At 70.0% G+C, this 24,961-nt stretch carries 28 protein-coding genes and 1 pseudogene; 16 read left to right on the forward strand and 13 right to left on the reverse strand.

The window, feature by feature from the left end:
* Positions 1–66 precede the first annotated feature (66 nt).
* Genes ABD355_RS15565 through ABD355_RS15575 form a run of 3 tightly spaced genes read right to left on the reverse strand, consistent with a single transcriptional unit; the run spans position 67 to position 1,711 of the window.
* Positions 67–741 carry a pyridoxamine 5'-phosphate oxidase family protein gene (locus tag ABD355_RS15565; RefSeq protein ID WP_344400876.1) on the reverse strand — a complete coding sequence of 225 codons (675 nt, stop codon included), beginning with the start codon at positions 739–741 and terminating at the stop codon, positions 67–69.
* A gap of 23 nt (positions 742–764) precedes the next feature.
* Positions 765–1,061 (reverse strand): hypothetical protein, encoded by a 297-nt coding sequence (locus ABD355_RS44695; protein ID WP_425585740.1) that lies wholly within the window; start codon positions 1,059–1,061, stop codon positions 765–767.
* 56 nt (positions 1,062–1,117) lie between these two features.
* Complete coding sequence (locus tag ABD355_RS15575; protein ID WP_344400877.1) at positions 1,118–1,711, reverse strand: VOC family protein; 594 nt, start codon at positions 1,709–1,711, stop codon at positions 1,118–1,120.
* Positions 1,712–1,878: 167 nt separating this feature from the next.
* Between ABD355_RS15575 and ABD355_RS15580 the strand changes: the two genes are divergently transcribed.
* From ABD355_RS15580 to ABD355_RS15620, 10 genes are all read left to right on the forward strand, one after another.
* Positions 1,879–2,424 carry a TetR/AcrR family transcriptional regulator gene (locus tag ABD355_RS15580; RefSeq protein ID WP_344400878.1) on the forward strand — a complete coding sequence of 182 codons (546 nt, stop codon included), beginning with the start codon at positions 1,879–1,881 and terminating at the stop codon, positions 2,422–2,424.
* Between the two features lie 101 nt (positions 2,425–2,525).
* Positions 2,526–3,971, forward strand: a complete 1,446-nt coding sequence (locus ABD355_RS15585; RefSeq protein WP_344400879.1) for an MFS transporter — start codon at positions 2,526–2,528, stop codon at positions 3,969–3,971.
* Between the two features lie 285 nt (positions 3,972–4,256).
* Complete coding sequence (locus ABD355_RS44700; RefSeq protein ID WP_425585741.1) at positions 4,257–4,538, forward strand: hypothetical protein; 282 nt, start codon at positions 4,257–4,259, stop codon at positions 4,536–4,538.
* Between the two features lie 76 nt (positions 4,539–4,614).
* Entirely contained in the window at positions 4,615–4,911 is a 297-nt protein-coding gene (locus ABD355_RS44705) for an RICIN domain-containing protein (protein ID WP_425585742.1), read from the forward strand.
* Positions 4,912–5,167: 256 nt separating this feature from the next.
* The gene (locus ABD355_RS15595; protein WP_344400880.1) at positions 5,168–5,500 is read left to right on the forward strand and encodes a carboxymuconolactone decarboxylase family protein; all 333 of its coding nucleotides are present in this window, start codon (positions 5,168–5,170) and stop codon (positions 5,498–5,500) included.
* A 76-nt stretch (positions 5,501–5,576) separates the two neighbouring features.
* Positions 5,577–5,984, forward strand: a complete 408-nt coding sequence (locus tag ABD355_RS15600) for a (R)-mandelonitrile lyase (protein ID WP_344400881.1) — start codon at positions 5,577–5,579, stop codon at positions 5,982–5,984.
* A gap of 28 nt (positions 5,985–6,012) precedes the next feature.
* Positions 6,013–7,029: a zinc-dependent alcohol dehydrogenase family protein gene (locus ABD355_RS15605; protein ID WP_344400882.1), complete on the forward strand. Its 1,017-nt coding sequence runs from the start codon at positions 6,013–6,015 to the stop codon at positions 7,027–7,029.
* A 75-nt stretch (positions 7,030–7,104) separates the two neighbouring features.
* Positions 7,105–7,476: a DUF2255 family protein gene (locus tag ABD355_RS15610; protein ID WP_344400883.1), complete on the forward strand. Its 372-nt coding sequence runs from the start codon at positions 7,105–7,107 to the stop codon at positions 7,474–7,476.
* A 67-nt stretch (positions 7,477–7,543) separates the two neighbouring features.
* A complete protein-coding gene (locus ABD355_RS15615; protein ID WP_344400884.1) occupies positions 7,544–9,130 on the forward strand; it encodes a Na+/H+ antiporter in 1,587 nt (528 codons plus the stop codon).
* Between the two features lie 73 nt (positions 9,131–9,203).
* Positions 9,204–10,190, forward strand: a complete 987-nt coding sequence (locus tag ABD355_RS15620; protein WP_344400885.1) for an aldo/keto reductase — start codon at positions 9,204–9,206, stop codon at positions 10,188–10,190.
* A gap of 1 nt (position 10,191) precedes the next feature.
* On the opposite strand, the gene ABD355_RS15625 is transcribed toward ABD355_RS15620, so the two are convergent.
* The gene (locus ABD355_RS15625; protein ID WP_344400886.1) at positions 10,192–10,899 is read right to left on the reverse strand and encodes a B3/B4 domain-containing protein; all 708 of its coding nucleotides are present in this window, start codon (positions 10,897–10,899) and stop codon (positions 10,192–10,194) included.
* A gap of 252 nt (positions 10,900–11,151) precedes the next feature.
* On the opposite strand from ABD355_RS15625, the gene ABD355_RS15630 reads away from it, so the two are divergent.
* Complete coding sequence (locus ABD355_RS15630; protein WP_344400887.1) at positions 11,152–11,736, forward strand: helix-turn-helix domain-containing protein; 585 nt, start codon at positions 11,152–11,154, stop codon at positions 11,734–11,736.
* 51 nt (positions 11,737–11,787) lie between these two features.
* Positions 11,788–12,705: a DUF6891 domain-containing protein gene (locus ABD355_RS15635; RefSeq protein ID WP_344400888.1), complete on the forward strand. Its 918-nt coding sequence runs from the start codon at positions 11,788–11,790 to the stop codon at positions 12,703–12,705.
* 101 nt (positions 12,706–12,806) lie between these two features.
* Here ABD355_RS15635 and ABD355_RS15640 read toward each other — a convergent pair whose 3' ends face one another.
* Genes ABD355_RS15640 through ABD355_RS15655 form a run of 4 tightly spaced genes read right to left on the reverse strand, consistent with a single transcriptional unit; the run spans position 12,807 to position 15,945 of the window.
* Entirely contained in the window at positions 12,807–14,051 is a 1,245-nt protein-coding gene (locus ABD355_RS15640) for a cytochrome P450 family protein (RefSeq protein ID WP_344400889.1), read from the reverse strand.
* 42 nt (positions 14,052–14,093) lie between these two features.
* Positions 14,094–14,567, reverse strand: a complete 474-nt coding sequence (locus tag ABD355_RS15645; protein WP_344400890.1) for a hypothetical protein — start codon at positions 14,565–14,567, stop codon at positions 14,094–14,096.
* The gene (locus ABD355_RS15650; RefSeq protein ID WP_344400891.1) at positions 14,564–15,427 is read right to left on the reverse strand and encodes a metallophosphoesterase family protein; all 864 of its coding nucleotides are present in this window, start codon (positions 15,425–15,427) and stop codon (positions 14,564–14,566) included. The genes ABD355_RS15645 and ABD355_RS15650 overlap by 4 nt, the downstream gene beginning before the upstream one ends.
* Positions 15,424–15,945, reverse strand: coding sequence for a cupredoxin domain-containing protein (locus ABD355_RS15655; protein ID WP_344400892.1), 522 nt, complete (start codon positions 15,943–15,945; stop codon positions 15,424–15,426). Before ABD355_RS15655 ends, ABD355_RS15650 begins: the two co-directional genes overlap by 4 nt.
* A 265-nt stretch (positions 15,946–16,210) precedes the next feature.
* On the opposite strand from ABD355_RS15655, the gene ABD355_RS15660 reads away from it, so the two are divergent.
* From ABD355_RS15660 to ABD355_RS15670, 3 genes are read left to right on the forward strand one after another with little or no spacing between them, the layout of a single operon-like run.
* Positions 16,211–16,810, forward strand: coding sequence for an RNA polymerase sigma factor (locus tag ABD355_RS15660; protein WP_344400893.1), 600 nt, complete (start codon positions 16,211–16,213; stop codon positions 16,808–16,810).
* Positions 16,807–17,514 carry a Rieske (2Fe-2S) protein gene (locus ABD355_RS15665; protein ID WP_344400894.1) on the forward strand — a complete coding sequence of 236 codons (708 nt, stop codon included), beginning with the start codon at positions 16,807–16,809 and terminating at the stop codon, positions 17,512–17,514. Before ABD355_RS15660 ends, ABD355_RS15665 begins: the two co-directional genes overlap by 4 nt.
* A 42-nt stretch (positions 17,515–17,556) precedes the next feature.
* Positions 17,557–18,099, forward strand: a complete 543-nt coding sequence (locus ABD355_RS15670) for an MOSC domain-containing protein (protein ID WP_344400895.1) — start codon at positions 17,557–17,559, stop codon at positions 18,097–18,099.
* A 27-nt stretch (positions 18,100–18,126) separates the two neighbouring features.
* Here the strand turns inward: ABD355_RS15670 and ABD355_RS15675 are convergent, their stop codons facing one another.
* The 3 genes and pseudogenes from ABD355_RS15675 to ABD355_RS15685 all read right to left on the reverse strand — a co-directional run.
* A complete protein-coding gene (locus ABD355_RS15675) occupies positions 18,127–18,792 on the reverse strand; it encodes a TetR/AcrR family transcriptional regulator (protein WP_344400896.1) in 666 nt (221 codons plus the stop codon).
* A gap of 15 nt (positions 18,793–18,807) precedes the next feature.
* Complete coding sequence (locus ABD355_RS15680) at positions 18,808–19,566, reverse strand: SDR family NAD(P)-dependent oxidoreductase (RefSeq protein WP_344400898.1); 759 nt, start codon at positions 19,564–19,566, stop codon at positions 18,808–18,810.
* A gap of 173 nt (positions 19,567–19,739) precedes the next feature.
* Positions 19,740–20,069 (reverse strand): annotated as a pseudogene (locus tag ABD355_RS15685) (glycoside hydrolase family 3 N-terminal domain-containing protein); the annotation flags it as partial.
* Positions 20,070–20,160: 91 nt separating this feature from the next.
* Here ABD355_RS15685 and ABD355_RS15690 point away from each other — a divergent pair.
* A complete protein-coding gene (locus ABD355_RS15690; RefSeq protein ID WP_344401224.1) occupies positions 20,161–21,093 on the forward strand; it encodes an NADP-dependent oxidoreductase in 933 nt (310 codons plus the stop codon).
* 109 nt (positions 21,094–21,202) lie between these two features.
* On the opposite strand, the gene ABD355_RS15695 is transcribed toward ABD355_RS15690, so the two are convergent.
* Together ABD355_RS15695 and ABD355_RS15700 are read right to left on the reverse strand one after the other, a co-directional pair.
* Entirely contained in the window at positions 21,203–22,054 is an 852-nt protein-coding gene (locus tag ABD355_RS15695) for an SCO6745 family protein (protein ID WP_344400899.1), read from the reverse strand.
* A gap of 400 nt (positions 22,055–22,454) precedes the next feature.
* Positions 22,455–24,755, reverse strand: a complete 2,301-nt coding sequence (locus ABD355_RS15700) for an alpha-L-fucosidase (RefSeq protein WP_344400900.1) — start codon at positions 24,753–24,755, stop codon at positions 22,455–22,457.
* Positions 24,756–24,961: the final 206 nt, after the last annotated feature.

Here is a 24,961-nt window from a genome sequence, read left to right on the forward strand (position 1 = left end):
CCGACGACCCCGGCTTGCCGAGCCGCATGCTCGGGGTGTTGCCGTAGCGGACTCGCAGGCTGGTCGTCAGCGGGCAGGCAGCCGCCTCCCCGACTCGGCCGCGGCGCCGAAGTAGTCGCCGCCCTTGCGCTTGACGTCGTCCGTGCCCCACGCCTGTTCACCGTTGGCGGCCGTGTCGCCGTTTCCGTTCGCGCTCTGCCGCAGTGGTGCCTTGACCAGCCGCGGTATGTGCTTCGAGCAGTGGATGTAGGCCTCCTCGACCTCCACCTCCACCCACATCTGGGGGCGGCGGCCCGGCACCGGGTCGACCGGCAGATGCGGATACCTCCGGCGCATCGCCTCGTCCGCGACCAACTGCGCCCGGCCGTTGACGTGCAGGCCGATACGGTCCTGAGAGAAGTCGATCATCAGGATGCCGACGTGCGGGTTCTCCCGGATGTTGCCGAGCGAGGCCATGACTCCGTTCCCGCGGTACTCCGGGTACGCCAGGGTCGCCTCGTCGAGCACTCCGAGAAAACCGGGCGGTCCGGCCCGGAACGTGTTGTCGCACTCGCCGTGGCGGTCCGCCGTGGCGAGGAAGAACATCTCCTGGCGGGCCACGAACTCCTGCATCCGCGGGTTCAGCCGATCCAGTACCTGCTCGTCGTAGAAACGGTCCGCGCGGTCGAGGGTGTCCAACTCACGCTGCATCTGGTGTTCGCCGTGGCTACCGGGCCGGTCGACCCGCTCGTCGTGATCCAACGATCCTCCTGACAGCGATTCCTTCAGGGCGCCAGCCGAGGAGCGCCACGGCCGCGTAGGAGAGCGTAGAGCAGACCGCTCGCACCACCCTTCGAGGGGCGGCCGCGGGCCGCCTTCCGGTGGCCTGTTTTCATGGCAGACCACCGAGCGCGACGGCGCACACGATCCTGCGCACCCGGCCCTTGGCGCGCGCAGCGCGGCACACCGCCGTCAGCACGCTCGCGCCCTGCCCGGATGAGCGCGTCGATCAGCTCGACGGGCATCTCGGCTTTGCCGAATCCTCCGACCAGCACGGTCGCCCCGTACTCGATGCCCGGCACGGCCTCCTCGGCGTCCGTTCAGCACGGGGGACAGCGTCCGAGAGCGGTAGGAGAGGTCACCCGGTGACGTGGAACTCGTTCCCGCCGGCGTCGAGGAACTCGCCGGGCTCCCGGTCGGGTTGGGTGACCTCCAGCCGCAGCCTGTTCCGCGCCTCCTTGGGCGCCGCAGGCGGTCCCATCACCAGTGAGACCGTGCTGGTGGGCCGTCGGCGCAGCCGGACGCCCCAGTCGTGGGACTCGACCGCGTGCCAGTCCGCCTGGGACTGCCAGAAGGCCCACTGCGCAGAGCGGTCCTCCTCCGTGACGTCGAGGCAGATCGCGACGAGCCCGGAGTCGGCGAGCACGCCGGGGTGCCCGGGGCGCAGCACGCAGAACTCGTTGCCCTCCGGATCGGCCAGCACATCCCACGGGACGTCCCCTTGGCCGATGTCGACTCGCGTCGCACCGAGTGTGAGCAGGCGCGCCACCTCGGCCTCCCAGTCCGGCCCCCCGGCCAGGTCGAGGTGCAGTCGGTTCTTGCGCGCCGTCTTCGGCTGCGCGGTCGGCACGAATCGCAACTGCAGGCCGCCCGTTCGCCCCCGCGTCGCATCCGACCAGAAGCGGTCCATGCGCGCGACATCCAGCGCGTCGATCACGATCCCCGTCAGCATCCCAACCCCCGAAAATAGGTGTCGAACCTGTCGCCGTCTCATTCTCGCCGCAGCTGTCGGCGTCAGCGCCGGCGCCCCTGTCGGGAACGCGCTGCCGCCCCGGTGGCGGCACCAGTAATGATCGGCTCAGATTGACACCGCTCGGATGCAAGTGGTTGATTACTTCCATGGAGGCAAGGACACGACAGCGTTCCACCGCCGAGGAGCGCCGGGCCACGGTCATGCGTACGGCGATCAAGACGTTCGCCGAGCGTGGGTACTACGGGACCTCGACGATGGACGTGGCCAAGGCCGCCGGCATCTCGCAGGGCTACCTGTACCGGTTGTTCAAGGACAAGGAGACGCTCTTCGCGTCCCTGGTCGACCACTGCTCCGCCCGTCTGCGGGAGAGCGCCGCCGCGGCGGCCGCAGCGGTGCAGACCACCGACCCGGAAGCGGTCCTCAAGGCGCTGACGGCCTCCTATGACGAGGTCATCGCCGACCGGGACGTGCTCATGATCCTCCTGCATGCGCAGTGCAGCGCGAGCGAGCCGGTCATCGGTGAGGCGGTGCGGACCTGCTATGCCGAGCAGGTCGAGTACGTCCGCGCCTTGTCCGGCGCCTCCGACGAGCAGATCCGCAGCTATTTCGCCCACGGCCTGCTCAGCAATGTCCTGGTCGCGATCGATGCGGCCTCCGTCGATGCACCCTGGGCGCGCACGCTGCGCGCTTAGTGGACGCAGCCCTGCCGGGCCGCCCCGGGCGGCCCTTTCTTTTGCCCCTAGATGTAAGCGGTCAACCGCTTACATAAGTGCCCTGAGAGAGGTTCCACCTCATGTCGCCCGACCCCAAGCCCCGCTCGACCGGGCTTCTGCTCGCCCTGCTGGCGTTCGCCCAGTTCGTCAGCGCTATCGACTACAACATCGTCTATGTCGCCCTGCCCGAGATCGGACGCGAGGTCGGCTTCGACGCGCAGAACCTGCAGTGGGTCGTCAGCGGCTACGCGGTCGCCTTCGGCGGCTTCCTGCTGCTCGGCGGCCGGGCCGCCGACCTCCTCGGCCATCGCCGCATGTTCACCACCGCCCTGGTCCTGTACGGCCTGTCCTGCATGGCCGGCGGACTGGCCACCGAGCCGGGGCTGCTCGTGGCCGCCCGCGCGGTCCAGGGCCTCGGCGGCGCCCTGCTGTTGCCTGCCACGCTCTCCCTGATCGGCACCACCTTCAGCGAGGGCGCCGAACGCAACCGGGCCCTCGCGATCTGGGGCGGCGCCGGAGCCGTCGGTCTGGCACTGGGCTCCCTGCTGGGCGGCATCCTGACCAACTACCTCGGCTGGGAGTCCGTCTTCTACGTCAACGTCCCCCTCGCCCTGGGCGCCGCCGCAGCAGCTTTCTCGATCATCGCCAAGGACGCGCCGCGTGAGCGGGGCCGCAGCTTCGACCTGACCGGCGCGCTGACCGCCACGGTCGGCTTCACCGCGCTCGTCTTCGGCGTCGTGCAGGGCCCCGAGGCCGGCTGGGGCTCCGCCGAGACGCTCATCGCCCTCCTGGGCGGTGCGCTGTTCATCGGACTGTTCCTGATCGTCGAGTCCCGCACCGCGCACCCGTTGATGCCGCTGCGCCTGTTCCGCAACCGCAGCCTGGTCGCCGCGATGGGCATCACCTTCGTCTTCATGGGCACCTTCGGCGCGCAGTACTACTTCTTCACCGTCTACCTGCAGAACGTGCGTGGCTACGGCGCCCTGGCCACCGGCCTGGCGTTCCTGCCCTCAGCACTGGTGGGCATGGTCGGCACCAGGCTGAGCGAGAAGCTGCTCGGCAAGGTCGGCGCCCGCACGACGATCGTCACCGGTCTGCTCGTGGGCGCCGCCGGCATGGCCGTCCTGGCGCTGGGCATGTCCCCGAACGGCGGCTACCCGGCCCTGCTGCCCGGCGTCGTCCTGCTCAGCCTCGGCCAGGGCATCGCCTGGACCGCGATGTTCGTCGCGGCGACCAGCGGCGTCGACGCCCGCCACCAGGGCATCGCCTCGGCCATGGCCTCCACCACTCAGCAGATCGGCTCTGCCGTCGGCCTGGCGATCCTGGTCGCCATCGCCAACAGCGGCGTCGAGGTCACCACGGGCCCGGGCCTCGTCCCCGGCCTGCGCACCGCGGGGTTCACCGCCGGCGCCCTCACCCTCCTCGGTGTGGCCATCGCCCTGACCCTGCGCCGCCCCGGCACCACCCCTCCGGCGCCCACCACGACGCAGACCCCGCAGAAGACGGAAACCAGCATCCCCGCCTGAGCCGAGGACGTCGCCGATCGCCCCGTCCATCGCCAGGGCGATCGGGCTCGACGTCGTGCCGGCGAGGTCGGCGTCGGCACGACGTGCAGACGACCCCCGTCTCCCCGCCGGGACGCTGGTGACGGAACACGGCGGCCTGCCCGGCCCCGAACAGGGTGCCCGTGCCGTCGCGTTGGCATCCCGGTCACCATCCAGCAGCCGCTGCTGCACGACAACCACCGGCTGCGCCTTGCCGACCTCTACGGCGACCGCGTCGCGCTCGTCGCCCGACAGAACGGCACCGACATGGCCTCCGGTGGTGGAGCCACCGTCCTGACAGGCGCCTACCCCAAGGTTGTCGCCGGTGGCGCGGACGCCCACGACGGCACCTCCAAGTTCCTCGCCTACCACTACTACGACGGCGACAACTCCGGCCGGGAGACCCTCGGCATCCGGCAGGTGACCTTCGCCAACGGCTGGCCGGTCCTCGCCGGCACTCAGCGCTGCGAACAACCACCTGCTGAACCGCAACAGCGCCAAGTGCGCGCACGTCTGGTCGCTGTCCACGGCGGGCGGGGGCAGCGATGAACTCCGGCAACTGCAACTCCGGGGCCAACCAGCAGTGGGTGCCCACCGCCGTCGGCTCCGACTACGAGCTCCAGCGGTGGCCGTCCAGTCCACCTGCACCTCGGCCTCGCACCAACTGCGGACGAGAACGGCGGTGATCGGCGGCTACGTCACCTCCACCAACGTCAACAGCGGCAAGTGCCTTGAGGTCGCGGGCTCGTCGACGGCCAACGGGGCGGCCCTGGACCAGTCGACCTGCAACACCAACCAGCAGTGGATGGTCGTCCGAAGATCAAGTTCCGGGCTCCGCGGTGACCGGCGGCTGCTGCGCGGGGTCGCCGTGGCGGGTCCGTGCGTGCCGGTCGAGGGTGAGGCCACCGACAAGGGAGGTTGATCCGGGGTCGCCGGGGCGAGTCCACGAAGGGGGGGAAGGATTCTTCCCTGGATAACTCCTTCCGTCGGTGGAATTCTCCCCTTTGCGGGTTCGCGCCCGAGGGGGAAGGCTCGTCCGTGTGACGGCGACCTGGGCCGCCCCACCGTGAACCCGACGAGACGGGCAAGGCTCCCGGCCCCGGGACAAGTGCTCTCGGAAGGTACGGCCGAAAGCCGGACGCCCCGAATCCCTGAACGCACGCTAGGAGCACCACCTCATGCCCGAACGGAAGAAGTTCGCACCGCCGGCGATCCAGGAATTCGCCCCCAAGCTCGCCGAGCTGACCGACACCGTCCTGTTCGGGGACGTATGGGAACGGCCGGGGCTGTCCCCGCGCGATCGCAGCCTGGTCACCGTCACCGCTCTCGCCTCCCTCTACCGCACCGACCAGCTCGGCTTCCACCTCGGCAAGGCGCTGGAGAACGGCGTGACCAAGGACGAGCTGACCGAGGCCATCACCCATTTGGCCTTCTACGCGGGATGGCCCAACGCGATGACCGCGATGAACCAGCTCAAGGCGATCGTGGAGTCGTCCGAGCGGGCCGGCTGAGACCCACTCCCGACTCCCCACGGCCCGCACCCCACACCGTGGGCCGTCCCCCACACCGCGGCAAGGAAAAGACACCATGCAACTGCTGAAGCCGCCCCCCACCGCGAAGCTTCCCGCCGAGTGGTTCACCGGCGACGCCTACGCCGACGTGATCCACCGAGGCGAAGCGCCTTCCAGGCTGCGGGCCAACATGGTCCGCTTCACCCCCGGAGCCCGCACCGCCTGGCACTCCCACGCCCTGGGCCAGACCCTGTACATCGTCGAGGGCATCGCGCTGGTGCAGTCCCGCGGCGGCGACCTCGTCGAAGCGCATCCGGGCGACGTCGTCCACACGCCGCCGGGTGAGGAGCACTGGCACGGTGCCGCGTCCGACAGGTTCATGGTCCATCTCGCGCTGTGGGAGACGGACGACGCCACCTGGCTCGAGCACGTCTCGGACGCCGAGTACAACGGCCCGCGCGTCAGCACCCGGACCCGTCCCTGACACCCCTGCGGAAGACCGGAGAAGCATCATGCGAGCAACCATCATTCACGCGCCCGGCGACATCCGGGTCGAGGACCGCCCCGAGCCGAAGATCACCGCACCCACGGACGCGGTCATCCGCACCGTCGCCACCTGTGTGTGCGGCTCCGACCTCTGGAACTACCGGGGCATCAACCCGGTCACCAAGCCCGAGCCGATCGGCCACGAGTACGTCGGCATCGTCGAGGAAGTCGGCGACGACGTCACCCACGTCAAGCCCGGCCAGTTCGTCATCGGCTCCTTCATCGCCTCCGACAACACCTGCCCGAACTGCCGGGCCGGCTACCAGACCAACTGTCTGCACCGGGACTTCCCCAACGGCTGCCAGGCCGAGTACATCCGCATCCCCCTCGCCGACGGCACCCTGGTCGCCACACCGGACCAGCCGTCCGAGGACCTGATCCCCAGTCTGCTCACCCTGTCCGACGTCATGGGCACCGGCTGGTACGCCGCCCGGGCCGCCGAGGTCAAGCCCGGTGCGACGGCCGTGGTCGTCGGAGACGGCGCGGTCGGCCTCTCCGGCGTCATCGCCGCGAAGGAGCTGGGCGCCGAGCGCATCATCGCCATGAGCCGGCACGAGAGCCGGCAGAAACTGGCCCTGGAGTTCGGTGCCACCGACATCGTCGCCGAACGAGGCGAGGACGGCGTCGCCCGCGTCAAGGAACTCACGAACGGCGTCGGCGCCGACTCCGTCCTCGAATGCGTCGGCACCCCGCAGTCCATGCACCAGGCCCTGCAGTCCACCCGCCCGGGCGGCAACGTCGGCTTCGTCGGAGTGCCCCACGACGTGCAGATCGACGGCCAGGAGCTCTTCTTCTCCCACGTCGGCCTGCGCGGTGGCCCCGCCCCCGTGCGCGCCTACCTCCCCGACCTGATCAACCGCGTCTTCGAGGGCCGTATCGACCCGGGCAAGGTCTTCGACCTCACCCTGCCCCTGGACGAGGTCGCCGAAGGCTACAAGGCCATGGACGAACGCCGCGCCATCAAGGCCCTGCTGCGTCCCTGACCCGTCGAAGGCGCCCTCGCCGCAACCGGCCGATCAGCGTGACCACAACCCACCGATCAGACGGGTGAAACACCGATGACGACGTGGACCAGCGACGAACTCAACCGCATCGCCTCCTCGGACGAGTTGGAGATGGCTCCGCTCCGACGCGACGGCACCCGGCGCACGCCTGTGCCGATCTGGGTCGTCGGGGACGGCGACGCCCTCTACATCCGCTCCTTCCGCGGTACGGACGGCGGCTGGTGGCGCACGGCCACGGCACGTCACGAGGCGCAGATCCGCTCCGGCGGCGTGAGCAAGGACGTCACGCTCGTCGAGGTGGCGGACCCCGAGGTCAACGACCGCATCGACACCGCCTACCGCACCAAGTACGGCCGCTTCGGCGACTCCTACGTCAATCCCTTGATCGCCGCACGGTCGACGACGCTCCGACTGGTGCCGAGATGAGCCGTACGACCCTGGTGGACGCCGCCGAGCTGACACCGGCAGCCGCTGCGTCACAGGAGCAAGCGCGGTGATCGGTCTCGAACTCGTCGTCCTGCTGGGCGCGGCCCTGCTGGTCGGCAACGTCCTGGGGCAGCGCCTGGGCGTCGCACCTCCCGTGATGCTGCTGGTCGTGGGTGCTCTGATCGGCCTCGTGCCGGCCGTACGCCAGACCCAACTCCCGCCGGAAGTCGTGTTGTTGCTCTTCCTTCCCGTGCTGCTGTACTGGGAGAGCCTGACCACGTCGAGCAGGGAGATCCGCTCGAACCTGCGCGGCATCGTCCTGCTCAGCACCGTGCTGGTGATCCTCACCGCGGGGGCCGTGGCGATCGCCGGCCACGCGCTCGGACTGCCGTGGGGCCCGGCGTGGGTGCTCGGCGCGGCCGTGGCGCCCACCGACGCCACAGCCGTCGGAGCCCTGGCCGGCGCCCTGCCGCGCCGCGAGATCACCGTCCTGCGGGCCGAGAGCCTCGTCAACGACGGCACCGCACTGGTCATCTACGGCCTGGCGGTCGGTATCACCGTCGGCGAGGAACACCTCACCCTTCCGCATGTGGGTGCACTCTTCCTGCTCGCCTACGGCGGCGGAGCGGCGGTCGGCGTGGCGGTGGCGTGGGTCAACATGAACCTGCGGCAGCGCCTGGACGACCCCCTGCTGGGCAATCTCGTCATGATCCTGGCACCGTTCACGGCCTACCTCCTGGCCGAGTTGATCCAGGCCTCGGGAGTCCTCGCGGTCGTGGTCAGCGGTCTGATCATGGCCCAGGTGGCGCCACGGCTCATCCGTGCCGAGCACCGACGGCAGGCACTGGCGTTCTGGCCCCTGGCCACCTTCATCATCAACGGGGCCCTTTTCGTCCTGGTCGGAGTGGAACTGCAGTACGCACTGCGCCACTTGAGCCGCTCCGACCTCGCCGACGCCCTGATCGCGGTCGCAGTCGTCAGCGGCGCACTCGTATGTGTCCGGTTCGTGTTCCTGTTTGTCTCCGCCTACCTGGTCCGCGCTGTCGACCGCCGTCCGCAGCAACGGCTGCGGAGAATCAGCCACCGGGCGCGCGTGGTCAGCGGGTTCGCGGGATTCCGGGGCGCGGTGTCGCTCGCCGTGGCCCTCTCGGTTCCCGAGACCCTCGACTCGGGTGCGCCCTTCCCCGACCGTGCCTTCATCGTGTTCGTCACCTCCGGTGTCATCGTGGTGACGCTCGTGGTGCAGGGACTGCTGCTGCCGGGCGTGGTGCGCTGGGCCCGGCTGCCGCGCGACACCTCCGTCGACGAGGAGCACCTCCTCGCCGAGACCACGGCGACCGAGGAGGCCATCAGGGCGCTGCCCCGACTCGCCGCCGACCAGGGTGCCGACCCGAAGGTCGCGGAGTGGCTGCGTCAAGAGTACGAGGCGCATTTGGCGACCGTACGGGCCAGGGGAGCGGGCACCGACGACGATCCCGCCCTGCTCCACAACCGCCACTACACCGGCCTGCGCCTCGCCCTCATCGCCCACAAACGCGCGACCGTCGTCCGGCTGCGTGACGAGCAGCGGATCGACGACACCGTGCTGCGTCGGCTCCAGGCGTCCCTGGACAACGAAGAGGTGCGGCTCGCCGGACGCGAACTGGTGGAGTGAACCGCGTCCGGCTCCGACCGCCAACACATCGAAGGGCGAAAGCATTTGACGCACCGTCATGCAAGGAGAAGAGATGCACACGCGAACACTCGGACATGACCTCCGCGTCTCGGCCGTCGGCCTCGGCGCCATGGGAATGTCCCAGAGCTACGGCCCCAACCCCGGCGATCGCAGCGACATGATCGCCGTACTCCGTGGCGCCGTCGACCGTGGAGTCACCTTCTTCGACACCGCGGAGGTGTACGGCCCCTACGTCAACGAGGAACTCGTCGGAGAGGCTCTCGCACCGGTGCGCGACCAGGTGGTGATCGCCACCAAGTTCGGGTTCCGCATCGAAGACGGCGCCTCCGTCGGACTCAACAGCCGGCCCGAGCAGATCCGTGCCGTTGCGGCCGCTTCTCTCAAGCGGCTCGGAGTCGAGCGGCTCGACCTGTTCTACCAGCACCGTGTCGATCCGGAGGTGCCGATCGAAGACGTCGCCGGCACGGTGGGTGAACTCGTGCAGGAAGGCAAGGTCCGCTGCTTCGGGCTCTCCGAGGCCGGCGCGCAGACCATCCGTCGTGCCCACTCGGTCCATCCGGTGACCGCGGTGCAGAGCGAGTACTCGCTGTGGACCCGCGACCCCGAGCCGGAGGTCCTGCCGACGTGCGCGGAGCTCGGGATCGGTTTCGTGCCCTTCAGTCCGCTCGGCAAGGGGTTCCTCACCGGGGCCGTGGACCCGTCGACGTCGTTCGCGGCCGGTGACGTCCGCACGACCATTCCACGGTTCACGGCCGAGAACCGGGCGGCGAACCAGGCTCTCGTCGAGCACATCGCACAGCTCGCGCGGTCCAAGGACGCCACGCCGGGACAGGTCGCCCTCGCCTGGCTCCTCGCACAGCGTCCGTCGATCGTTCCCATCCCCGGAACGCGACGGATCGCCCGCGTCGAGGAGAACACCGCCGCCACCCGCCTGCCGCTCTCCGCGGACGAACTGGCCGACCTGAACGAGCTCGCCGGCCGTGTCGGGGTGCGGGGAAACCGCTACAACGAGTACCACATGTCGCTGGTCGGCAAGTAGCTCAGGCGGTGGCCTCCGGCTGCGCCGGGCTGAGGTAGGACACCGCGGTCCGGTGGGAGTGCGGGGCGAGCAGGCCCTCCAGTTCGTCGGCCGCGACCTTGAGGAGGTTGCCGTCCCGGTCGGCGTGCAGGGTTTCGAGGATGAAGGCGACGTGCGTGGAGTCCTCGGTGACGCGGGTGCGGTGGGCGTCGCGGTGGTTCCAATGGCGGGTCAGGACCCCTGTTGCGTCGGCGTAGATGATCTCGCCGGGCTTGGGGTGCTCGACGGTGTCGGGTTCGCCGAGCGGGGTGAAGGACTCGGTGCCGTCCGCGTGGCGGATGTCGACGGCGTCCGTGACATGGTCGAGGTCGAAGGCGCCGGCGGGCAGGCCGTGCCGTACGGAGACGGCGTTGTAGGAGTCGACGGCGGGGTTGATGCGCGGCAGGCTCCCCTTCTTCGCGAGGCGGCGGCCGAGCGCATCGACGCTGGGGCGGATCCGGCGGGGGTTGGTGCCGAAGGAGCGGTAGGCGGTGTGCCAGGCCTCGATGCGGGGGTCGGTCTCGTCGGCGGGCTGCCAGGTGCCGTCGGCCAGTTGTTGCTCCAGTTCCTCGACGGCCGCGGCGGTGTGCGGCCAGGACTCACGGCCGCGCAGGCCGGAGGCGGTGACCAGGGCGATCAGGGTGTCGGGGAAGGCTTCGGCGACGGCGGGGGAGATGCGGAAGGCGGGCATGGGCGGTGTTTTCCGTTTCCTGCGGGCGGGGGCGGTCAGGACTTCCCGGGACCGATGCGGTCGAAGCGACACCCCAGCCCACGGCGGCGCATCCGTACGCGAGGGAGCTGCCCAGGGCCAGCGGCAGAGCGATCACAGAACAATCCCTTACCATCCAGTGGAACGACCAGACCGTACATCGAAACGACCGGGTGTTACAACCGATCGACCGTACGGTGCATTGGAATGTCCAGGTGTAAGGGAAGTGACGAGGTGGCGGAGACAGCCGCAGCGCTGCGAACGGTCGCGCACAACGTCCGGGCGGCACGTATGCGCGCGGGCCTGTCCTTGGACGAACTCAGCCGCCGTGCCCAGGTCAGCAAGGGCGCCCTCGTGGGACTGGAGAAAGCCCAGGGCAACCCCAACCTGGCCACGCTGGTCCGGCTGGCCGACACCCTGGGCATCTCGGTGTCCGCCCTGATGCAGGGATCGCCCGAAGGCCGGGTACGGATCGTGGCCGCCGACGCCGTGGCTCCCCTGTGGACGGGGGAGCGGGGTGGCGAGGCCCGGCTCGTGCTGACGACCTCGGGACCGGCTCCGGTCGAGGTCTGGCGCTGGCGACTGGAACCGGGCGAGGACTACCCCAGCCACCCCCACCAGGCAGGGGTCGTGGAGACCGTCAGCGTCACCTCCGGCCGGATGACCCTGGTCGTCGACGGCACCGAGCACACCGTCGAGGCCGGCCAGACCGCCACCTTCGACGGCGACTCCCCGCACACCTACCGCGGCGCGGGGACCGAGACCTGCCACCTCGTCATGACGGTCCACCTTCCGCCCGGCCCGGCACCGACGACCTGACCCGGGGCCCGGCACCCGTCACCACTGAGAGGGCTGTGTCAGAGTCTGCGCATGCTCGAGATCGTGGTGAATACCGAGAACCGGGAGCGGCACGTCCGTGTGTCCGCCGATGAACTGGCCGGGTTGGTCCAAAGAATCGGCGGTGACGGTGACCGGTTCCTGGTGGTCCAGCGGATACCCGACCTGCCCGACGTCTTCACCCAGGTCTGGCACGAGGCCGGTGCTGACTACACGCTGGAGCACCGAGACGGTGCCGCCGGGCGACACTTCCAGGCGCTGGTCGGCGGGCCCGAAGCCGTGATCGCGGCGATTACCGGCTGGGCCCGCCAGGAGGCCGGTTGGGACGGTGGTCTGGCTTGGTCGCTGCTGGACCTGGGCCCCGCCCGTGAAGTGCCGCCGCTCGACCTCGCCGAAAACGAGCGCATGGAGTTGGAGCAGCGCGTCCGCGAGGTGCTGGTCGGCGGGTACGCCTCCCGCGCCGAACTGGCCGAGATCGCCGAGGAGTACCTGGTCAGCGAGGACCGTCGGCCGGTTTCGCGCGAGCAATCGCAGGCGCTGGCCGACCGGTTGTGGCTGGAGCGGGTCGCCGAGCAAGCTGCATGGCAGGGCGAGACCGACCCCGAGCGACTCACCCGTGCGTTCACTGCCCTGCAGGAGGCCGGGATCACGGCCCGCGAGAACTTCACCTGCTGCCGCAGCTGCGGCCAGTCCGAGATCGGCGGCGAAGGCGGCCCCGACGCCCGTGGTTTCGTCTACTTCCACACCCAGTGCACGGACTCCGCCGCAGCCGGCCACGGACTGATGCTCCTCTACGGCGGCTTCGACGGCTCGTCCGCGACCACTGCAGCCATCGGCCGCGAGGTCGTGGTCGCCCTCGAAGCAGCCGGCCTGCACACCGAATGGGACGGTGACCCCGGCCGGGCCATCACCGTCACCCCTTTGGACTGGCGCCGCCGCCTGGTCGGTTAGGGCCCGGCCCTCCCTCCCAGATCCTCGATCGACAAGCGGGTCCACGCCCCACTCGGCGTGGAGCGCGGACCCGCATACCTGTCCCTCGTGTCGGAGGGTGCTCAGCGAAGGCGTACCGGGAGGGAGCGGTGACCGTTGGAGATGAAGGAGTCCACCGGCTCCAACTCGTCCTGCGACACCGCGAGTTGCAGATCCGGGAAACGCTCGAAGAGCGCCGGCAGCGCGATCCGCGCCTCCAGCCGCCCCAGCGGGGCGCCCAGGCAGAAGTGCACTCCGTAGCCGAAGGCCAGGTGCTCCTTGTCGACGCGGGTGACATCGAAGCGGTCCGCGTCGTCGCCGTACTTGCCGGGGTGGCGTCCGGCTGCGGCGTACGCGGCCAGGATGGCCTCACCCTTGCCGATCACGACGCCTTCGGGACCGCCGAACTCGCTCATCGCCAGATCCTCCACGGCGTATCGCAGCGGCAGGCTGGCGACCGGCGCCTCGACGCGCAGCGTCTCCTCGATCACGTCGTCCCAGGAGGCGTGGCCGCTGCGGACGAGCGCGAGTTGGTCGGGGTGGCTGAGCAGTGCGTGAATGGCGTTGTCGATGAGGTTGACCGTGGTCTCGTGGCCCGCGCTGACCATGAGCATGAGGGTGTCGAGGAGTTCCTGCTCGCTGAGGCGGCCCCCGCCCTCGTCGTCGCGCGACGCGATGAGGGCGGACGTCAGGTCGTCGCCGGGTGACTCCCTTTTGGAGGCGACGAGTTTGGCGAGCGCCGCGTAGAACCGCGTGTAGATGTCGGTGACCTCCTCCGGTGTGGCGGAGGTGTGGAAGACGCCGTCCACAACGGCCCGTAGCTCTGCACCCTGGTCCTCGGGCAGGCCGAACAGTTCGCTGATGACCTGGATCGGCAACGGGTAGCAGAGCCCCTCGCGCAGATCGACGACCCGCCCGTCCTGTCCGGCCTGCTCGACCCGGTCCAGCAGGTCCTTGGTGATCGCTTCGACACGAGGCTGGAGCGCGGCGGTGCGACGTGCGGTGAACGCCTTGGAGACCAGGGCCCGCAGGCGTTTGTGCTCGCCGCCGTACGCGGTGAACATGTTCTGCACCGCGACCCAGGTGAACAGCGGCCAGTCCGGGGCGATTTCGCCGTTGATCCAGCGGGTCCAGTGGCGGCGCGGGTCCTTGGAGACACGAGGGTCGGTCAGCAGGCGCTTGAGCAGATCGGGGGAGCTGACGGCCCAAGCCGCAACCCCGTCGGGGAGTTCGACCAAGGTCACCGGTCCGCGCTCGCGGACACGGGCGGCTTCGCCGTGAATGTCGCGACCGGCCGGGTCGATCACTAAGGGGTCGGGATGCCCCATCGCAGCCTCACAGAGTCTCGAACGTCGATACGAAGCGTTACGCTACTTCGCCGTAGCGTCGTCGGGCGAGACCTCCAAGGCGACCGCCCGGGCCCGCGCGCTCAACCTGCCGGTCAATGTCCGCAGCAGCGCAGGTGTCAGGAGAGCCAGGACGGTGAGCTCGGCCAGCACGCTGAGCAGTGCCTGGGGCGAGGGCTGCAACCCGCGTTCGGTGAAGCCGAACACACCGGTCGTCCGGGACGCACCGAAGCCGATGAGGGCTCCGAGCGCAACTCCCGCGGCCGGCACCCGCAGGGTCACTGGCATCCCGGTCGGCGGGCTGACCAGCAGCAGAGCGGCCAGGGCAAAGGAGGCGGCGGCCTGGATCAGGAACATGACGCCGATGGCGTGGATGTAGCGGTAGCCGTCGATGTACAGCTGGGCGTGAATGGTGCCGCCGACCGCGAGGGCGGCGACGACGGCCAGCCGGACACCGATGCGCGTGGCCGCCCCGGTGGTCGTAGGAGCGATGGTCACGCGAGCCTCCGGTCGGTGACGGCGAGCGCCTCGGCGCCGCGTTCGTAGGTGACGGTGCGGATGCCGAGGGCGGCTTTCAGCTGCCGGGCGGGCAGGACCTGGGGCGTGGGCGCCGGGCCGTGGCCAGGGGCGGGCAGGGGGTAGGCGGTGGTCGTCGCGGAGTGGAAGGTGACGCTGCCCTCGGTGCGGCTGAACAGCTGATGGACGTGACCGTTGAGGCAGGTCACCGAGGCGAAGCGCTTGAGGAGCGCCAGCACCTGCAGGGCGTCGTCGGTGCTCCAGCCCCATGCGGGGTACATGGCGAACAGCGGGATGTGGCTGAACACCACGACCGGCGTGTCGGAGCCGAGGCCCGCGAGGTCCTTGCGTACGAAGTCGATCTGCTCGGTCCCGAGATGCCCGAGCTTCTCCAGTGCCAGCGTGTTGACCAGCGCGAGGAAGTGCACGCCATGGGTGTCGAAGCTGAACCAGCCGTCCCCCGCGGTGTTGTGGCCGAAGGCCCGTCGGTAGGCCCGCCCGGCGTCCCCGACCGAGTCGTGCTCGCCGGGCACGGTGAACACCCGGTCGGTGACGAGTCCGGTCATCATCTGTTTGACCTGGTCGAACTGGGCAGGGGTGGACAGGTGGGTCAGGTCGCCGGTGTGAATGACGAAGTCCGGCCGGAATCCCAGGGCGTTGATCTGGTCGATCGCCCGGGTGAAGGATCCGGTGACATCGGTGTTGGCAGGGCCCTGGAAGCCGATGTGGCTGATGACCTCGCCACCGACGACGGTGAGGACCACGGCGGAGCCGAACCACCCCGCGTGCCGCATGAGCTGACGGCGTGTCATACCCGTTCCCGAGGAGTTCTGGTCCGTCATGGGGTCACCGTCACCGTGGCGGTCATGAACGGATGGATGGTGCACAGATAGGCGTAGCTGCCGGCTGTGGTGAAGGTGTACGAGTAGCTCTTCCCGGTGCCCAGTGCCGGGGACCGAAGCGGCCCGTCGGCGTTGTGACTGGTGACCGTGTGGGCGTCGGTGTCCTGATTGGTCCAGGTCACGGTCGTGCCTGGCTTCACTGTCAGGTTGGCAGGGGCGAAGGCGAAGTTCTTGATGGCCACCGTGGTACCGGCGACCGGGGCCGCCGAGGTGCCGCCCGCCGGAGGGCTCATGGTCATGCCCGGCATCGCCGACGCGCCGGACGCCGCCGCACCGGTGCCGCTCGCACCGGGAGTCCCGGCGAGGGGCTGATGTGCGCCCGGTGAGATCGCGGTGTCGGGAGGTGCAGCGGCCGAATGGCCGGGGCCGGCACACGCGGCCAGCAGCAGGGTGGGGGCGACCAGCAGCACGGTGAGCGCCGGCGCTGTCAGCCGATGAGCAGCAAGATCCGAAAACATGGTCTCCCGTTCCTGGGTTCCTGAACTTCCTGAGGTCCCTGAGGTTTCTGGACTCGTTGAAGCGCTGTGAACGGCTCTGTTCAGGGGATACGGGAGCGGGTTACACCCCTCCGGCCGCTGCCTGGCACGGGCGTGTAACCCGGGGCCGTATCTGTTGGTGAGGGATTCGCCAACGGGGCGAGGCCAAGGGCGGGTTGGACCGGGTGGGGGCGCACTATGATGCGATGTGATCGCTCTTCGGGTGAGTCGGGCGTGGAGGTCGGCCGTGCGTGCGGCTCGGCGGGATGACTCCGAGCCGGGGCCCCTGCGTCCGAAGGCACGGGCGCGTCCGACGATGCTGGGCAGCGCGAAGTACCCCAGCTGGGAGGCGATCTACGCCGACAACGTGCCGCGCCTGTACCGGCTGATGTTCGCCCGGGTCGGCAACCGACCGGACGCCGAGGACCTGACCTCGCAGGTGTTCCTTACCGTCTACGGGCGGCTGCGCACCGGCGCGACGGTCGGTGAGGTACGCGCCTATCTGCTGGCCGCCGCCCGCACCGTACTGGTCGAGCACTGGCGACGCACCCTCGGCCACCAGGTCACCGAGATCGACCCGAGCGAGGTCGACCTGGAGAACTTCGCGGCACCCGGCCGGTTGGACGAGCCCGGCGACGCGCAGGAGCGCATCACCCGGATTCTCGACGCACTGCCCGAACGATCGCGCGCGATCCTCGAACTGCGGTTCCTGCGGGGCTACACGATCCGCCAGGCGGCCGCCGAACTCGGGGTCTCGGTGGCGAACGCGAAGGTCCTGCAGCATCGCGCCCTGCGCCATGCCGCGGGCCTGGGCAAGGAGAACGACCTGGAAGGGGACGCGTCATGAAGTCCGCGGTGGACCGCTACGTCGAGCGCCTGCTGGGCCGGCGCCGACCCAAACCGTTCGCCCCCTCCCAGGAAGATCTGGCGATCACCCGCACGGCCATCGAGCTGCTCGGCGCGAGCCCGGAGGCCGCCGGGCCACGGGAGGAATTCGTACAGGATCTGCAGCGTCGTATCGCCACCCTCGACACCACTGCCGAGTCGGCTCCGCCGCGGCCGGTGACCTGGCGTGCCCCCGGACGCCGGCGGTTCCTGGCGGCCACCGCGCTGGCGGCCACCGGCACGGTCGCGGGAGCGGCCGTCGATCATGCGGTGACGGGGCGGAGCGCCGGCGATTCCGGCGCCGGTGCCGGAGAGATCACCCCGACGCACGGGACCTGGCAGAACGTGGCGGCTTCCACCGACGTGTCCGAAGGTGCGGTGCTCTCCTTCGATCTGGGTACCGTCACAGGGTTCGTGCGCCGGGTCTCCGGCCGCGTCCAGGCGGTCTCCGGGATCTGCACCCACCAGGCCTGCCGCCTGGCCCTTTCGCCCGCCCGCGACACCCTCGCCTGCCCCTGCCACGGCGCCACCTTCGCCCTGACCGGCGAGTCGCTCACCCACCCCAGGTCGGTACGTCCGCTGCCCCGGCTGCCCCGGATGGCAGTGCGCGAGACCGCCGGCCGCATCCAGGTCTACGCCCCGGCGCGCACCGAATTCCCTGGCTAGGCTGGTGGCTGATCACGGTTACCGACGAGGGGGTCCGGACGTATGAGCGGGACAGTGACGGCGGTCAGCAGCAACGGGGATTACTCGTTCACCAAGCCGAACCGGGACAGCGTCAGGCTGCTCGCCGGGCTCGGTGTGGAGGGAGACGTGCACGCCGGTGTGACGGTCAAGCACCGCTCGCGCGTCGCGCAGGATCCCACCCAGCCGAATCTGCGCCAGGTCCACCTCATTCATGAAGAGCTCTTCGCCGAGGTCCGTGAAGAGGGGTTCAAGGTGGCGCCCGGCGAACTCGGCGAGAACATCACCACGCGCGGCATCGATCTGCTCGGTCTGCCGGTCGGCACATTGCTGCGCATCGGCGCCTCCGCGGTCCTGGAAGTCACCGGCCTGCGCAACCCCTGCCTGCAGATCGACAACTTCCAGGACGGGCTGCTCAAGCAGGTCGTCGGCCGTGACGAGGCGGGGAACATCGTGCGCAAGGCCGGAATCATGAGCATCGTGAGGGAAGGCGGCGTGGTGTCCCCCGGAGACACGATCGACATGGAGCTTCCCAGCGGTCCGCACCGCCCCCTGGACCGGGTCTGACCAGCGTCCCGTCCGGCGCCCTGGCGGTCACTCCGTCGGCGCGTTCCACAGCGCCCTGAGTTCTGCCCAGCTCGGTGCCGGGCCCGTCAGGGCGGCGGGCTCGTCCTGGGGCGTGGTGCGCAGCCCGGCGAGGACCAGGTCGAGGTAGCGCAGGTGCAGCGCGCGGGCACGCTCGCCGGCGACGGGGATGCGCGCGGTGAGGTGTTCGAGCAGCAACGGGACGTCGGCGGAGGTGAAGTCGGTGCGCAGCACGCCTGCCCGGTGCGCCTCGCCCACCAGGTCGTCGAGGACGGCCCGGAGCCGGTCGGCGGCGTTCACGGTGTCGTCGGTGGCGGGCAGGCGGCCACCGATCAGCGGGAGAAGCGGACTGCCCGGCTCCTGGGCCGACAGCACGTCCCGCAGGAAGCGGGCGAACGCGGACCAGGGGTCGGACTCCTCTGCGATGGCCGCTCGTGCCTGCGCGACCAGTTGTTCCATCGCTGCGATCCGCATCCGCTGGGCCAGCAGTTCCTTGCTGGGATAGCGGCGGTAGAGACTGCCCATCCCGATCCCGGCACGGCGGGCGATCTCGGAGACGGGAGCGTCCCAGCCGCGCTCGGCGAAGACCTCGCGCGCGGCCTGGAAGAGGCGCGTGTCATTGCGGTCCGCCTCCCGCTGTCGGCCTCGCGGTTTGCCTGCATACGTGTCACCCATGGCGCGGATTCTGCCTCAGGGGCGTCCCACGCCGTGTCCGCCGTCGACGGTGACGACCGAGCCCGTGACGAAACCGGCCTCCGCGCCCACCAGCATCGCGATCGCCCCGGCCACGTCCTCCGGCTCCGCGACCCGCCCGAGCGGGGTGCGTTCGGCCAAACGCTGCTGGATCTCCGCCGGCAGTCCGGCGCTCGCCTCGGTACGTACGTAGCCGGGCGCCACGACGTTGACGTTGATGCCGAGCGGGCCGGCCTCGTAGGCGACGAACCGGGCGAAGGTGTTCAGCGCGGCCTTGGCGGTGCCGTGCGCGGCCATGCCCACGGTGGGCGGGCCGTCGGCCATTGCGCTGGAGACGTACACGATCCGGCCCCCGCCCTGGGCGCCCATGACGGCCAGCGCCCGCTGGGTGAGGGTGTAGACGGACGCGAGTTCGTTCGTCACCTTGGCGTTGAAGTCGTCCCAGGACAGGCTGGGCAGTGGGGTCGGGGTGAAGCGGGCACCGGCGTTGCAGACGAGGACGTCCAGGCGCCCGTCGGCCGCGGAGCGTTCCAGCAGTTCGGCCGCCTGACGGGGGTCGTACACATCGGCCTGCACGGCGAAGGCCTCGCCGCCTTCGGTCTCGATCTGCTTGACCACCTGGTCTGCCGCTTCGCGGTTCGAGAAGTAGTTGACGGCCACGCGGTGGCCGCGGGCCGCCAGCGCACGCGAGGTGGCCGCGCCGATTCCCCGGCTGCCACCGGTGACCAGGGCCGTCGGCTTGCTCGTCGTCTTCAATGTGTCCTCCGAGTCGGCGGAACGGTGTGTTCTGCACCGTCCATCCTATCGGAGCGGAGCGCTCCGCTCAAAAAGGTGGCGGGACCGCCTCCGCGGGTCGGACCGGAGAGCGGACGGTGCTGCTCAACCGGATGTCGGTGCTGCAGGCGCCCAGTCGCACAGGGAAGGAGGGGATCGGCGCCGGCCGGCATGCCGTCCACGTCGGCGTGGGAGTTCATGACCGAGCGGGCGCCGCCCTCTCGTATCGCCGTCTCGAACGGCGGCAGGATCACGTCGGCGAACTCCCGCGGGCCCATGGAGACGGGGGCGTGGTCGCGGGCGGCCTTCGAGGCCGAGTAGCCGGCGAAGTGCTTGAAGGTGGCGATGATGCCGGCGCTCTCCAGGTCGCGCACGTACGCCGTGCCGGTCGTGGCGACGAGGTACGGGTCGCCGACGCGGCGCATGCTCGCGCCGATGGCGTGGGCCATGCGCTCGACGAGGCCGGGGTTGAAGGCGGCCGCCCAGGGCTCACCGCAGGTTTCGGCAAGTGAGAGGAGCTCAGGCGGAATGTGTCCCTTCGGGCTCGTGTTGCTCCCGGACATGAGCGAAGCAGTGGTGGCAAGCACGTACGGCGGTCCCGAGGCCCTGTCCGTGGTCGATGTGACCGTCCCGGAGCCGGGGCCGGGCCAGGTACGTATCGCGGTCCGTGCCGCAGGCGTCAATCCCTTCGACTACAAGGTGTACAGCGGTGCCTTCGGAACCGACCCGGCGCGGCTGCCGCTGCGGCTGGGCACCGAGGCCTCCGGTGTCGTGACCGCGGTGGGCGCCGACGCGACAGGTCCCGCGGGTCCGGTGGAGGTCGGCGACGAGGTGATCGCCTATCGCGCAGCCGGCGCCTACGCCGCCGAACTCGTCGTACCGGCTTCGTCAGTGGTGCCCAAGCCAGCCCGACTCTCCTGGGAACAGGCCGGCGGACTGATGGCCGCCGGAGTCACCGCCGTGCACACCCTCGAAGCGATCGGACTGGGCAAGGGCGAGACGGTGCTGATCCACGGCGCCGCCGGAGGAGTCGGCCTGACGGCCGTGCAACTGGCGGTGGCACGCGCAGCCACCGTTCTCGCAACGGCGAGCGAGGCGAAGCACGAGCTGCTGCGCGACCTGGGCGCGATCCCGATCGCGTACGGGCCCGGGCTGGCCGACCGCGTACGGGCGGCGGCGCCGGGCGGCGTCGACGCGGCGGCCGACCTGGTCGGCACCGACGAGGCGGTGGACGTCTCCGTGGAACTCGTGGCCGACCGTTCCCGCATCGCCACCATCGCCGGCTTCGAGCGCGGCGCCCGGGCCGGCATCAAACTCCTCGGCGGCGCGCCCGGCGCGGACCCGGGTACGCAGGTCCGGGCCGCGGCCCGACTGCAGCTCACCGCAGAGGCGGAGGCAGGACGGCTGCGCATCCTGATCGCCGACACCCACCCGCTGCGCGAAGCCGCCGCCGCACATCGCCAGATCATGAGCGGTCACATCACCGGGAAGATCGTTCTGATCCCGTAGCGCCGCCGGGAGCTGGATCTGGAGGCGTTCGCGACGCTCGGACACGACCGGGCGTCGGCGCGGGAGATCGCGCCGTCTCGAAAACCTCGTCCCGTCGGTTTGCTGGGCGTCACTGTGAGCCGGTGGCCACCAGCGTCGCGGTGATGGGTTCGAGTTCGGTGATCAGTTCGTCGAGTTCGGCGGGGGAGAGGGCTTCGTAGGGCGGGGTGGCGAGTTCGTCGGTGAGGGCTTCGATGCGGTGTTTGACCTCGCGGCCGGCGTCGGTGAAGTGGCTCTCGGTGTCGATGAGCCCGCGTTCGCGCAGGCCGTCCATGACCGCGGCCAGCCGCTGTTTCGGCAGGTGATGGATGCGTCCGAACGACTCCGGGGGATGGATGCCCTGTTCCAGCGCGGACAGGACATGCGCTTCCGTGCCGCCGATGCGTGCTCCGACGAGGGCGGCGATGTGTCCGTCGCCGCGGTGCTCGCGCAGCATGGTCGCGGAATGCCACAGGCGGGCGACGGGGTCGCTCGGCACCGCAAGGGTGCGCATGCCGGCGTACATCACCCTGCCTTCGGTGGGGGCGCTCGTGGCTGCCTTGGTGGTCAGGTCGGCGGCGCGCACCAGGCCGGGGGAGTCGGCCAGCTCGTCGCCGAGGATGCGCCGTAGGGAGGCCGCGCTGCCCCGTTCCCGCGCGGCGACGGACGCCTCGGGCGGGATGGTCTCCCAGGCGCTGGGGATGTGCCGTGCGGCTTCTCCGTCGGCGAAGTTGTAGAAGGCCGCGTGCACGACGTGGGCCTCCACGCGTCCCAGCGGGGCGGCCCGGCTGGCGAAGTAGCCGTCCCAGTAGGTGCGGTGGCCGAGCGCGACCAACTCCTCGTTGCACTCGGCGGCGCAGTAGGTGACCAGGCAGATCGGCTCCAGGAGCTCGAACATGCGACGGGCGATGTGAGTCACCGGCTGCAAACGCGTCGTACCCATCGGGCTCTCCTTCGTTTCTGTGTACCGACTTGGACCGTCCGGCACCCGGAAACTCATCGGTGACCGAAGGAAAGCAGCGTAGAGGCGCCGTCGCGCTGCGAAACGATCCCGATGATCGACGTCCCTGCTGCCGTGCTGGATTCGTTGCACGGGCTCGCGTTCGGCGACGCCTTCGGTGACCGGTGGTTCGGCGTGCGGCACCGTCGACCAGGACGTCTCGCCCTGCGCTTCGCGGCGGCCTACGCCGACGACACGCACCGCGGGTACGGATCCCCGATGCATGATGTACTCCGCCGGATCGGGGCGGGCGAGCCCTGGCAGGAGGTGGTCACCGGGCAACGGAGACCGCCCTGGTCCCTGGAGGTGACCGGACAGGGCAGTCGAATCCGCAACGGGGGTGTCAGAGCGCGACGATCTGCCAGTCCTGGTTGGCGCCGCCGGTGGTCGGCCACTGGATGACGTCGGCGCCGTCCGACGTGGACGCGTTGGCGACGTCGGCGCACCAGCCGGTGCGGACGTTGACGAGCCGGTAGTAGCCGCTGCTGCTGGAGGGGACCAGCTTCCACCACTGGTTGTCGCTGCCGGAGTCGCCCCACTGGTCGAGGCTCGCGCCCTGGGCGGAACCGCCGGGGCTGTCGAGGATCTTGCCGCTCTTGACGTTGGACAGCCGGTAGGAGCCGTCGGTGTCGGGCAGCAGCTTCCACTGCTGGTTGGTGCCGCCGGTCCAGGGCCACTGGATGGCCAGGGCGCCGTCGGCGGTCGAGGCGTCCTTGACGTCCATCACCTTGCCGCTGTTGCGGTTGACCAGCTTGAAGGTGCCCAAGTCCGCGGTGAACGGCCGGTCGTAGACCTCCAGGCTGCGGATGGACGCCCACACGGCGGAGGGCAGGCCGGTGACCGTGACCCGGACGTAGCGCGCCTGCGCGCGGAAGAGGGCGACCTGGACCTGGCTGGTGCCGGTGGTGGCGGTCAGGTCGGCCAGCGTGGTCCAGGTGGCGTTGTCGGTGGAACCCTCGATCCGGTAGCGGTAGTTGGCACCGTCCTTCTCCCAGGCGAGGCGGGTTCCGGTCAGGGAGCGGGTGGAGCCCAGGTCGACCTTGAGCCAGTGGCCGGTGTTGCCGTCGTTGGCACACCAGCGCGTGGAGGTGGACCCGTCGACGGCGTTCGCCGCGGTGTTGCCCTTGGACGTCTCCTCGCTGTCGGCGGTGGCGGTCTTGCCTGCGGCGATGTCGCCCGGCTGCACGGAGCGGTCCAGCGTGACGCCGACGACGCTGTCCTCCGGGTGGGTGGTCCGGTCGATGCCGGCGACGGCGACCCGGCCGTCACCTCCGACGGTGAAGGACAGGCTGGTGCCGGAGCGCACGTCGAACACGCGGGTGACCTGGGCGTCCCCGATCGAGGGGGTGGTGAACGAGGTGCCGCTGTAGCCGGGCAGCAGGTGGACGTAGAAGGTGTTGTCCCTGTACGTGTAGCCGTACTGGCCGTCCACGGGGTCCCACGGGCCGCCGCGGGTTCGGTAGACGGACTGGCCGCAGGCGGTCATGAAGGTGCCGATCTGGCGCAGCAGGCTCGCCTGGCCGGAGGAGACGGTGCCGTGCCGGTCCGGGCCGACGTTGACCATCGCGGTCATGTTGCGCACCCAGCAGTTGACCAGGATGTTCATGGCGGTGCCGTAACTCATCACCTTGCCGTCGGAGTTGTAGCCCCAGGAGCTTCCGACGGTGAAGACCTTCTCGACGAGATTGCCGGTGCGTATCGCCCCGCTGGGTACCCCGGAACCCTCGTCATTGATGTAGTCGCCCATCCAACCGGACCGCAGGTTCGCGACAATGTCGGGCTGATGCTTGCGCACCATGCCCATCAGACCCAGCGGCTTGCCGCCGGCGTCGGTCTCGCCGTAAGCGGCGTCCACCGGCCACTGGTTGGCGGTGTCGCGGTACTGGCCGGGCTCCCAGAAGAACGCTGCGTCGGCGTCGCTGCCCTTCTCCGCCAGCCAACCGCCGTCCCACCACAAGTCGTCGATGACGCCGTACTGGGTGACCAGCTCCTTGACCGACTCGTACACCTCGGTCTTCATGATCCGTGCGTTCTCCTTGTGCGCGGGGTCGGTCGTGTAACCCCACGGGTTGGTCGCGCAGTCGGTGCCGGTGACGTCGTAGTAGCCCGGATAGCGCCAGTCGATCGGCGAGTAGTACAGGCCGACCTTCAGTCCGGCCGCCCGGACCGCCGCGACGTAGTCCTTGACGAAGTCCCGGTTCAGCGGTGCCTGCCCGGCGCTCCAGGCGTTGGGGTGGTTCAGCGGCCACAGGGCGAACCCGTCGTGGTGGCGGGTGGTCAGGGTCACGTACTTCGCTCCGAAGTCCTTGGCCAACTGCGCCCAGGCCGTGGGGTCGTAGGCGTCCGCCGTGAACTGCTCACTCGTCGCGTCGGTGACGTACTTCTGGTAGTTCGCCGGTGTGATCGGGGCGTTGTGCATCCACCACTCGCCCTTGGCAGGGCCCGAGTAGACACCCCAGTGGATGAACATCCCCAGCTTGGCGTCCTGCAGCCACTGCACCTTGGAGTCCGGCTGCTGCTCGAGGCCCATGTCGGTCTTCGGGATCCGCAGGGGAGGCAGCGGCAGCGGGTTGGCGGTCGCGGCGTACGCGGGGGCCGCCATCACGGTCGGGCCTACGACGGCGGCCACGGTCGCTGCGGCCATTCCGGCGAGTACCGAACGACGTGAGAGAGCTCTGGGCACAGTTGTTTCCTCCTGCTCGTTGGTGTTCGGATCGCTTCAGCGTCGGGGGGACCTGGGCGGGCAACGGAGCCTCCGGAAGACATCGGATGCATTAAGGGTGATCGGTGAGGCTGTTGTCCAGAGGTGGGGAGAAGTTTCCGTATCGCTCAAGGAGTTGGGGAGGCGAT

Source organism: Streptomyces longisporus (assembly GCF_039532765.1).
Taxonomy (GTDB): domain Bacteria; phylum Actinomycetota; class Actinomycetes; order Streptomycetales; family Streptomycetaceae; genus Streptomyces; species Streptomyces longisporus.

What these genes read in the sequence shown, in the direction of transcription:
- ABD355_RS15625 (WP_344400886.1), bottom strand. Translation starts at nt 10,899, where the DNA reads ATGCCCGCCTTCCGCATCTCCCCCGCCGTCGCCGAAGCCTTCCCCGAC.
- ABD355_RS15640 (WP_344400889.1), bottom strand. Translation starts at nt 14,051, where the DNA reads ATGGGGCATCCCGACCCCTTAGTGATCGACCCGGCCGGTCGCGACATT.
- ABD355_RS15700 (WP_344400900.1), bottom strand. Translation starts at nt 24,755, where the DNA reads ATGGCCGCAGCGACCGTGGCCGCCGTCGTAGGCCCGACCGTGATGGCG.
- ABD355_RS15605 (WP_344400882.1), top strand. Translation starts at nt 6,013, where the DNA reads ATGCGAGCAACCATCATTCACGCGCCCGGCGACATCCGGGTCGAGGAC.
- ABD355_RS15650 (WP_344400891.1), bottom strand. Translation starts at nt 15,427, where the DNA reads ATGACGGACCAGAACTCCTCGGGAACGGGTATGACACGCCGTCAGCTC.
- ABD355_RS15620 (WP_344400885.1), top strand. Translation starts at nt 9,204, where the DNA reads ATGCACACGCGAACACTCGGACATGACCTCCGCGTCTCGGCCGTCGGC.
- ABD355_RS44700 (WP_425585741.1), top strand. Translation starts at nt 4,257, where the DNA reads ATGGCCTCCGGTGGTGGAGCCACCGTCCTGACAGGCGCCTACCCCAAG.
- ABD355_RS15585 (WP_344400879.1), top strand. Translation starts at nt 2,526, where the DNA reads ATGTCGCCCGACCCCAAGCCCCGCTCGACCGGGCTTCTGCTCGCCCTG.
- ABD355_RS15665 (WP_344400894.1), top strand. Translation starts at nt 16,807, where the DNA reads ATGAAGTCCGCGGTGGACCGCTACGTCGAGCGCCTGCTGGGCCGGCGC.
- ABD355_RS15600 (WP_344400881.1), top strand. Translation starts at nt 5,577, where the DNA reads ATGCAACTGCTGAAGCCGCCCCCCACCGCGAAGCTTCCCGCCGAGTGG.
- ABD355_RS15580 (WP_344400878.1), top strand. Translation starts at nt 1,879, where the DNA reads ATGGAGGCAAGGACACGACAGCGTTCCACCGCCGAGGAGCGCCGGGCC.
- ABD355_RS15655 (WP_344400892.1), bottom strand. Translation starts at nt 15,945, where the DNA reads ATGTTTTCGGATCTTGCTGCTCATCGGCTGACAGCGCCGGCGCTCACC.
- ABD355_RS15575 (WP_344400877.1), bottom strand. Translation starts at nt 1,711, where the DNA reads ATGCTGACGGGGATCGTGATCGACGCGCTGGATGTCGCGCGCATGGAC.
- ABD355_RS15610 (WP_344400883.1), top strand. Translation starts at nt 7,105, where the DNA reads ATGACGACGTGGACCAGCGACGAACTCAACCGCATCGCCTCCTCGGAC.
- ABD355_RS15595 (WP_344400880.1), top strand. Translation starts at nt 5,168, where the DNA reads ATGCCCGAACGGAAGAAGTTCGCACCGCCGGCGATCCAGGAATTCGCC.
- ABD355_RS15635 (WP_344400888.1), top strand. Translation starts at nt 11,788, where the DNA reads ATGCTCGAGATCGTGGTGAATACCGAGAACCGGGAGCGGCACGTCCGT.
- ABD355_RS15670 (WP_344400895.1), top strand. Translation starts at nt 17,557, where the DNA reads ATGAGCGGGACAGTGACGGCGGTCAGCAGCAACGGGGATTACTCGTTC.
- ABD355_RS15695 (WP_344400899.1), bottom strand. Translation starts at nt 22,054, where the DNA reads ATGGGTACGACGCGTTTGCAGCCGGTGACTCACATCGCCCGTCGCATG.
- ABD355_RS15675 (WP_344400896.1), bottom strand. Translation starts at nt 18,792, where the DNA reads ATGGGTGACACGTATGCAGGCAAACCGCGAGGCCGACAGCGGGAGGCG.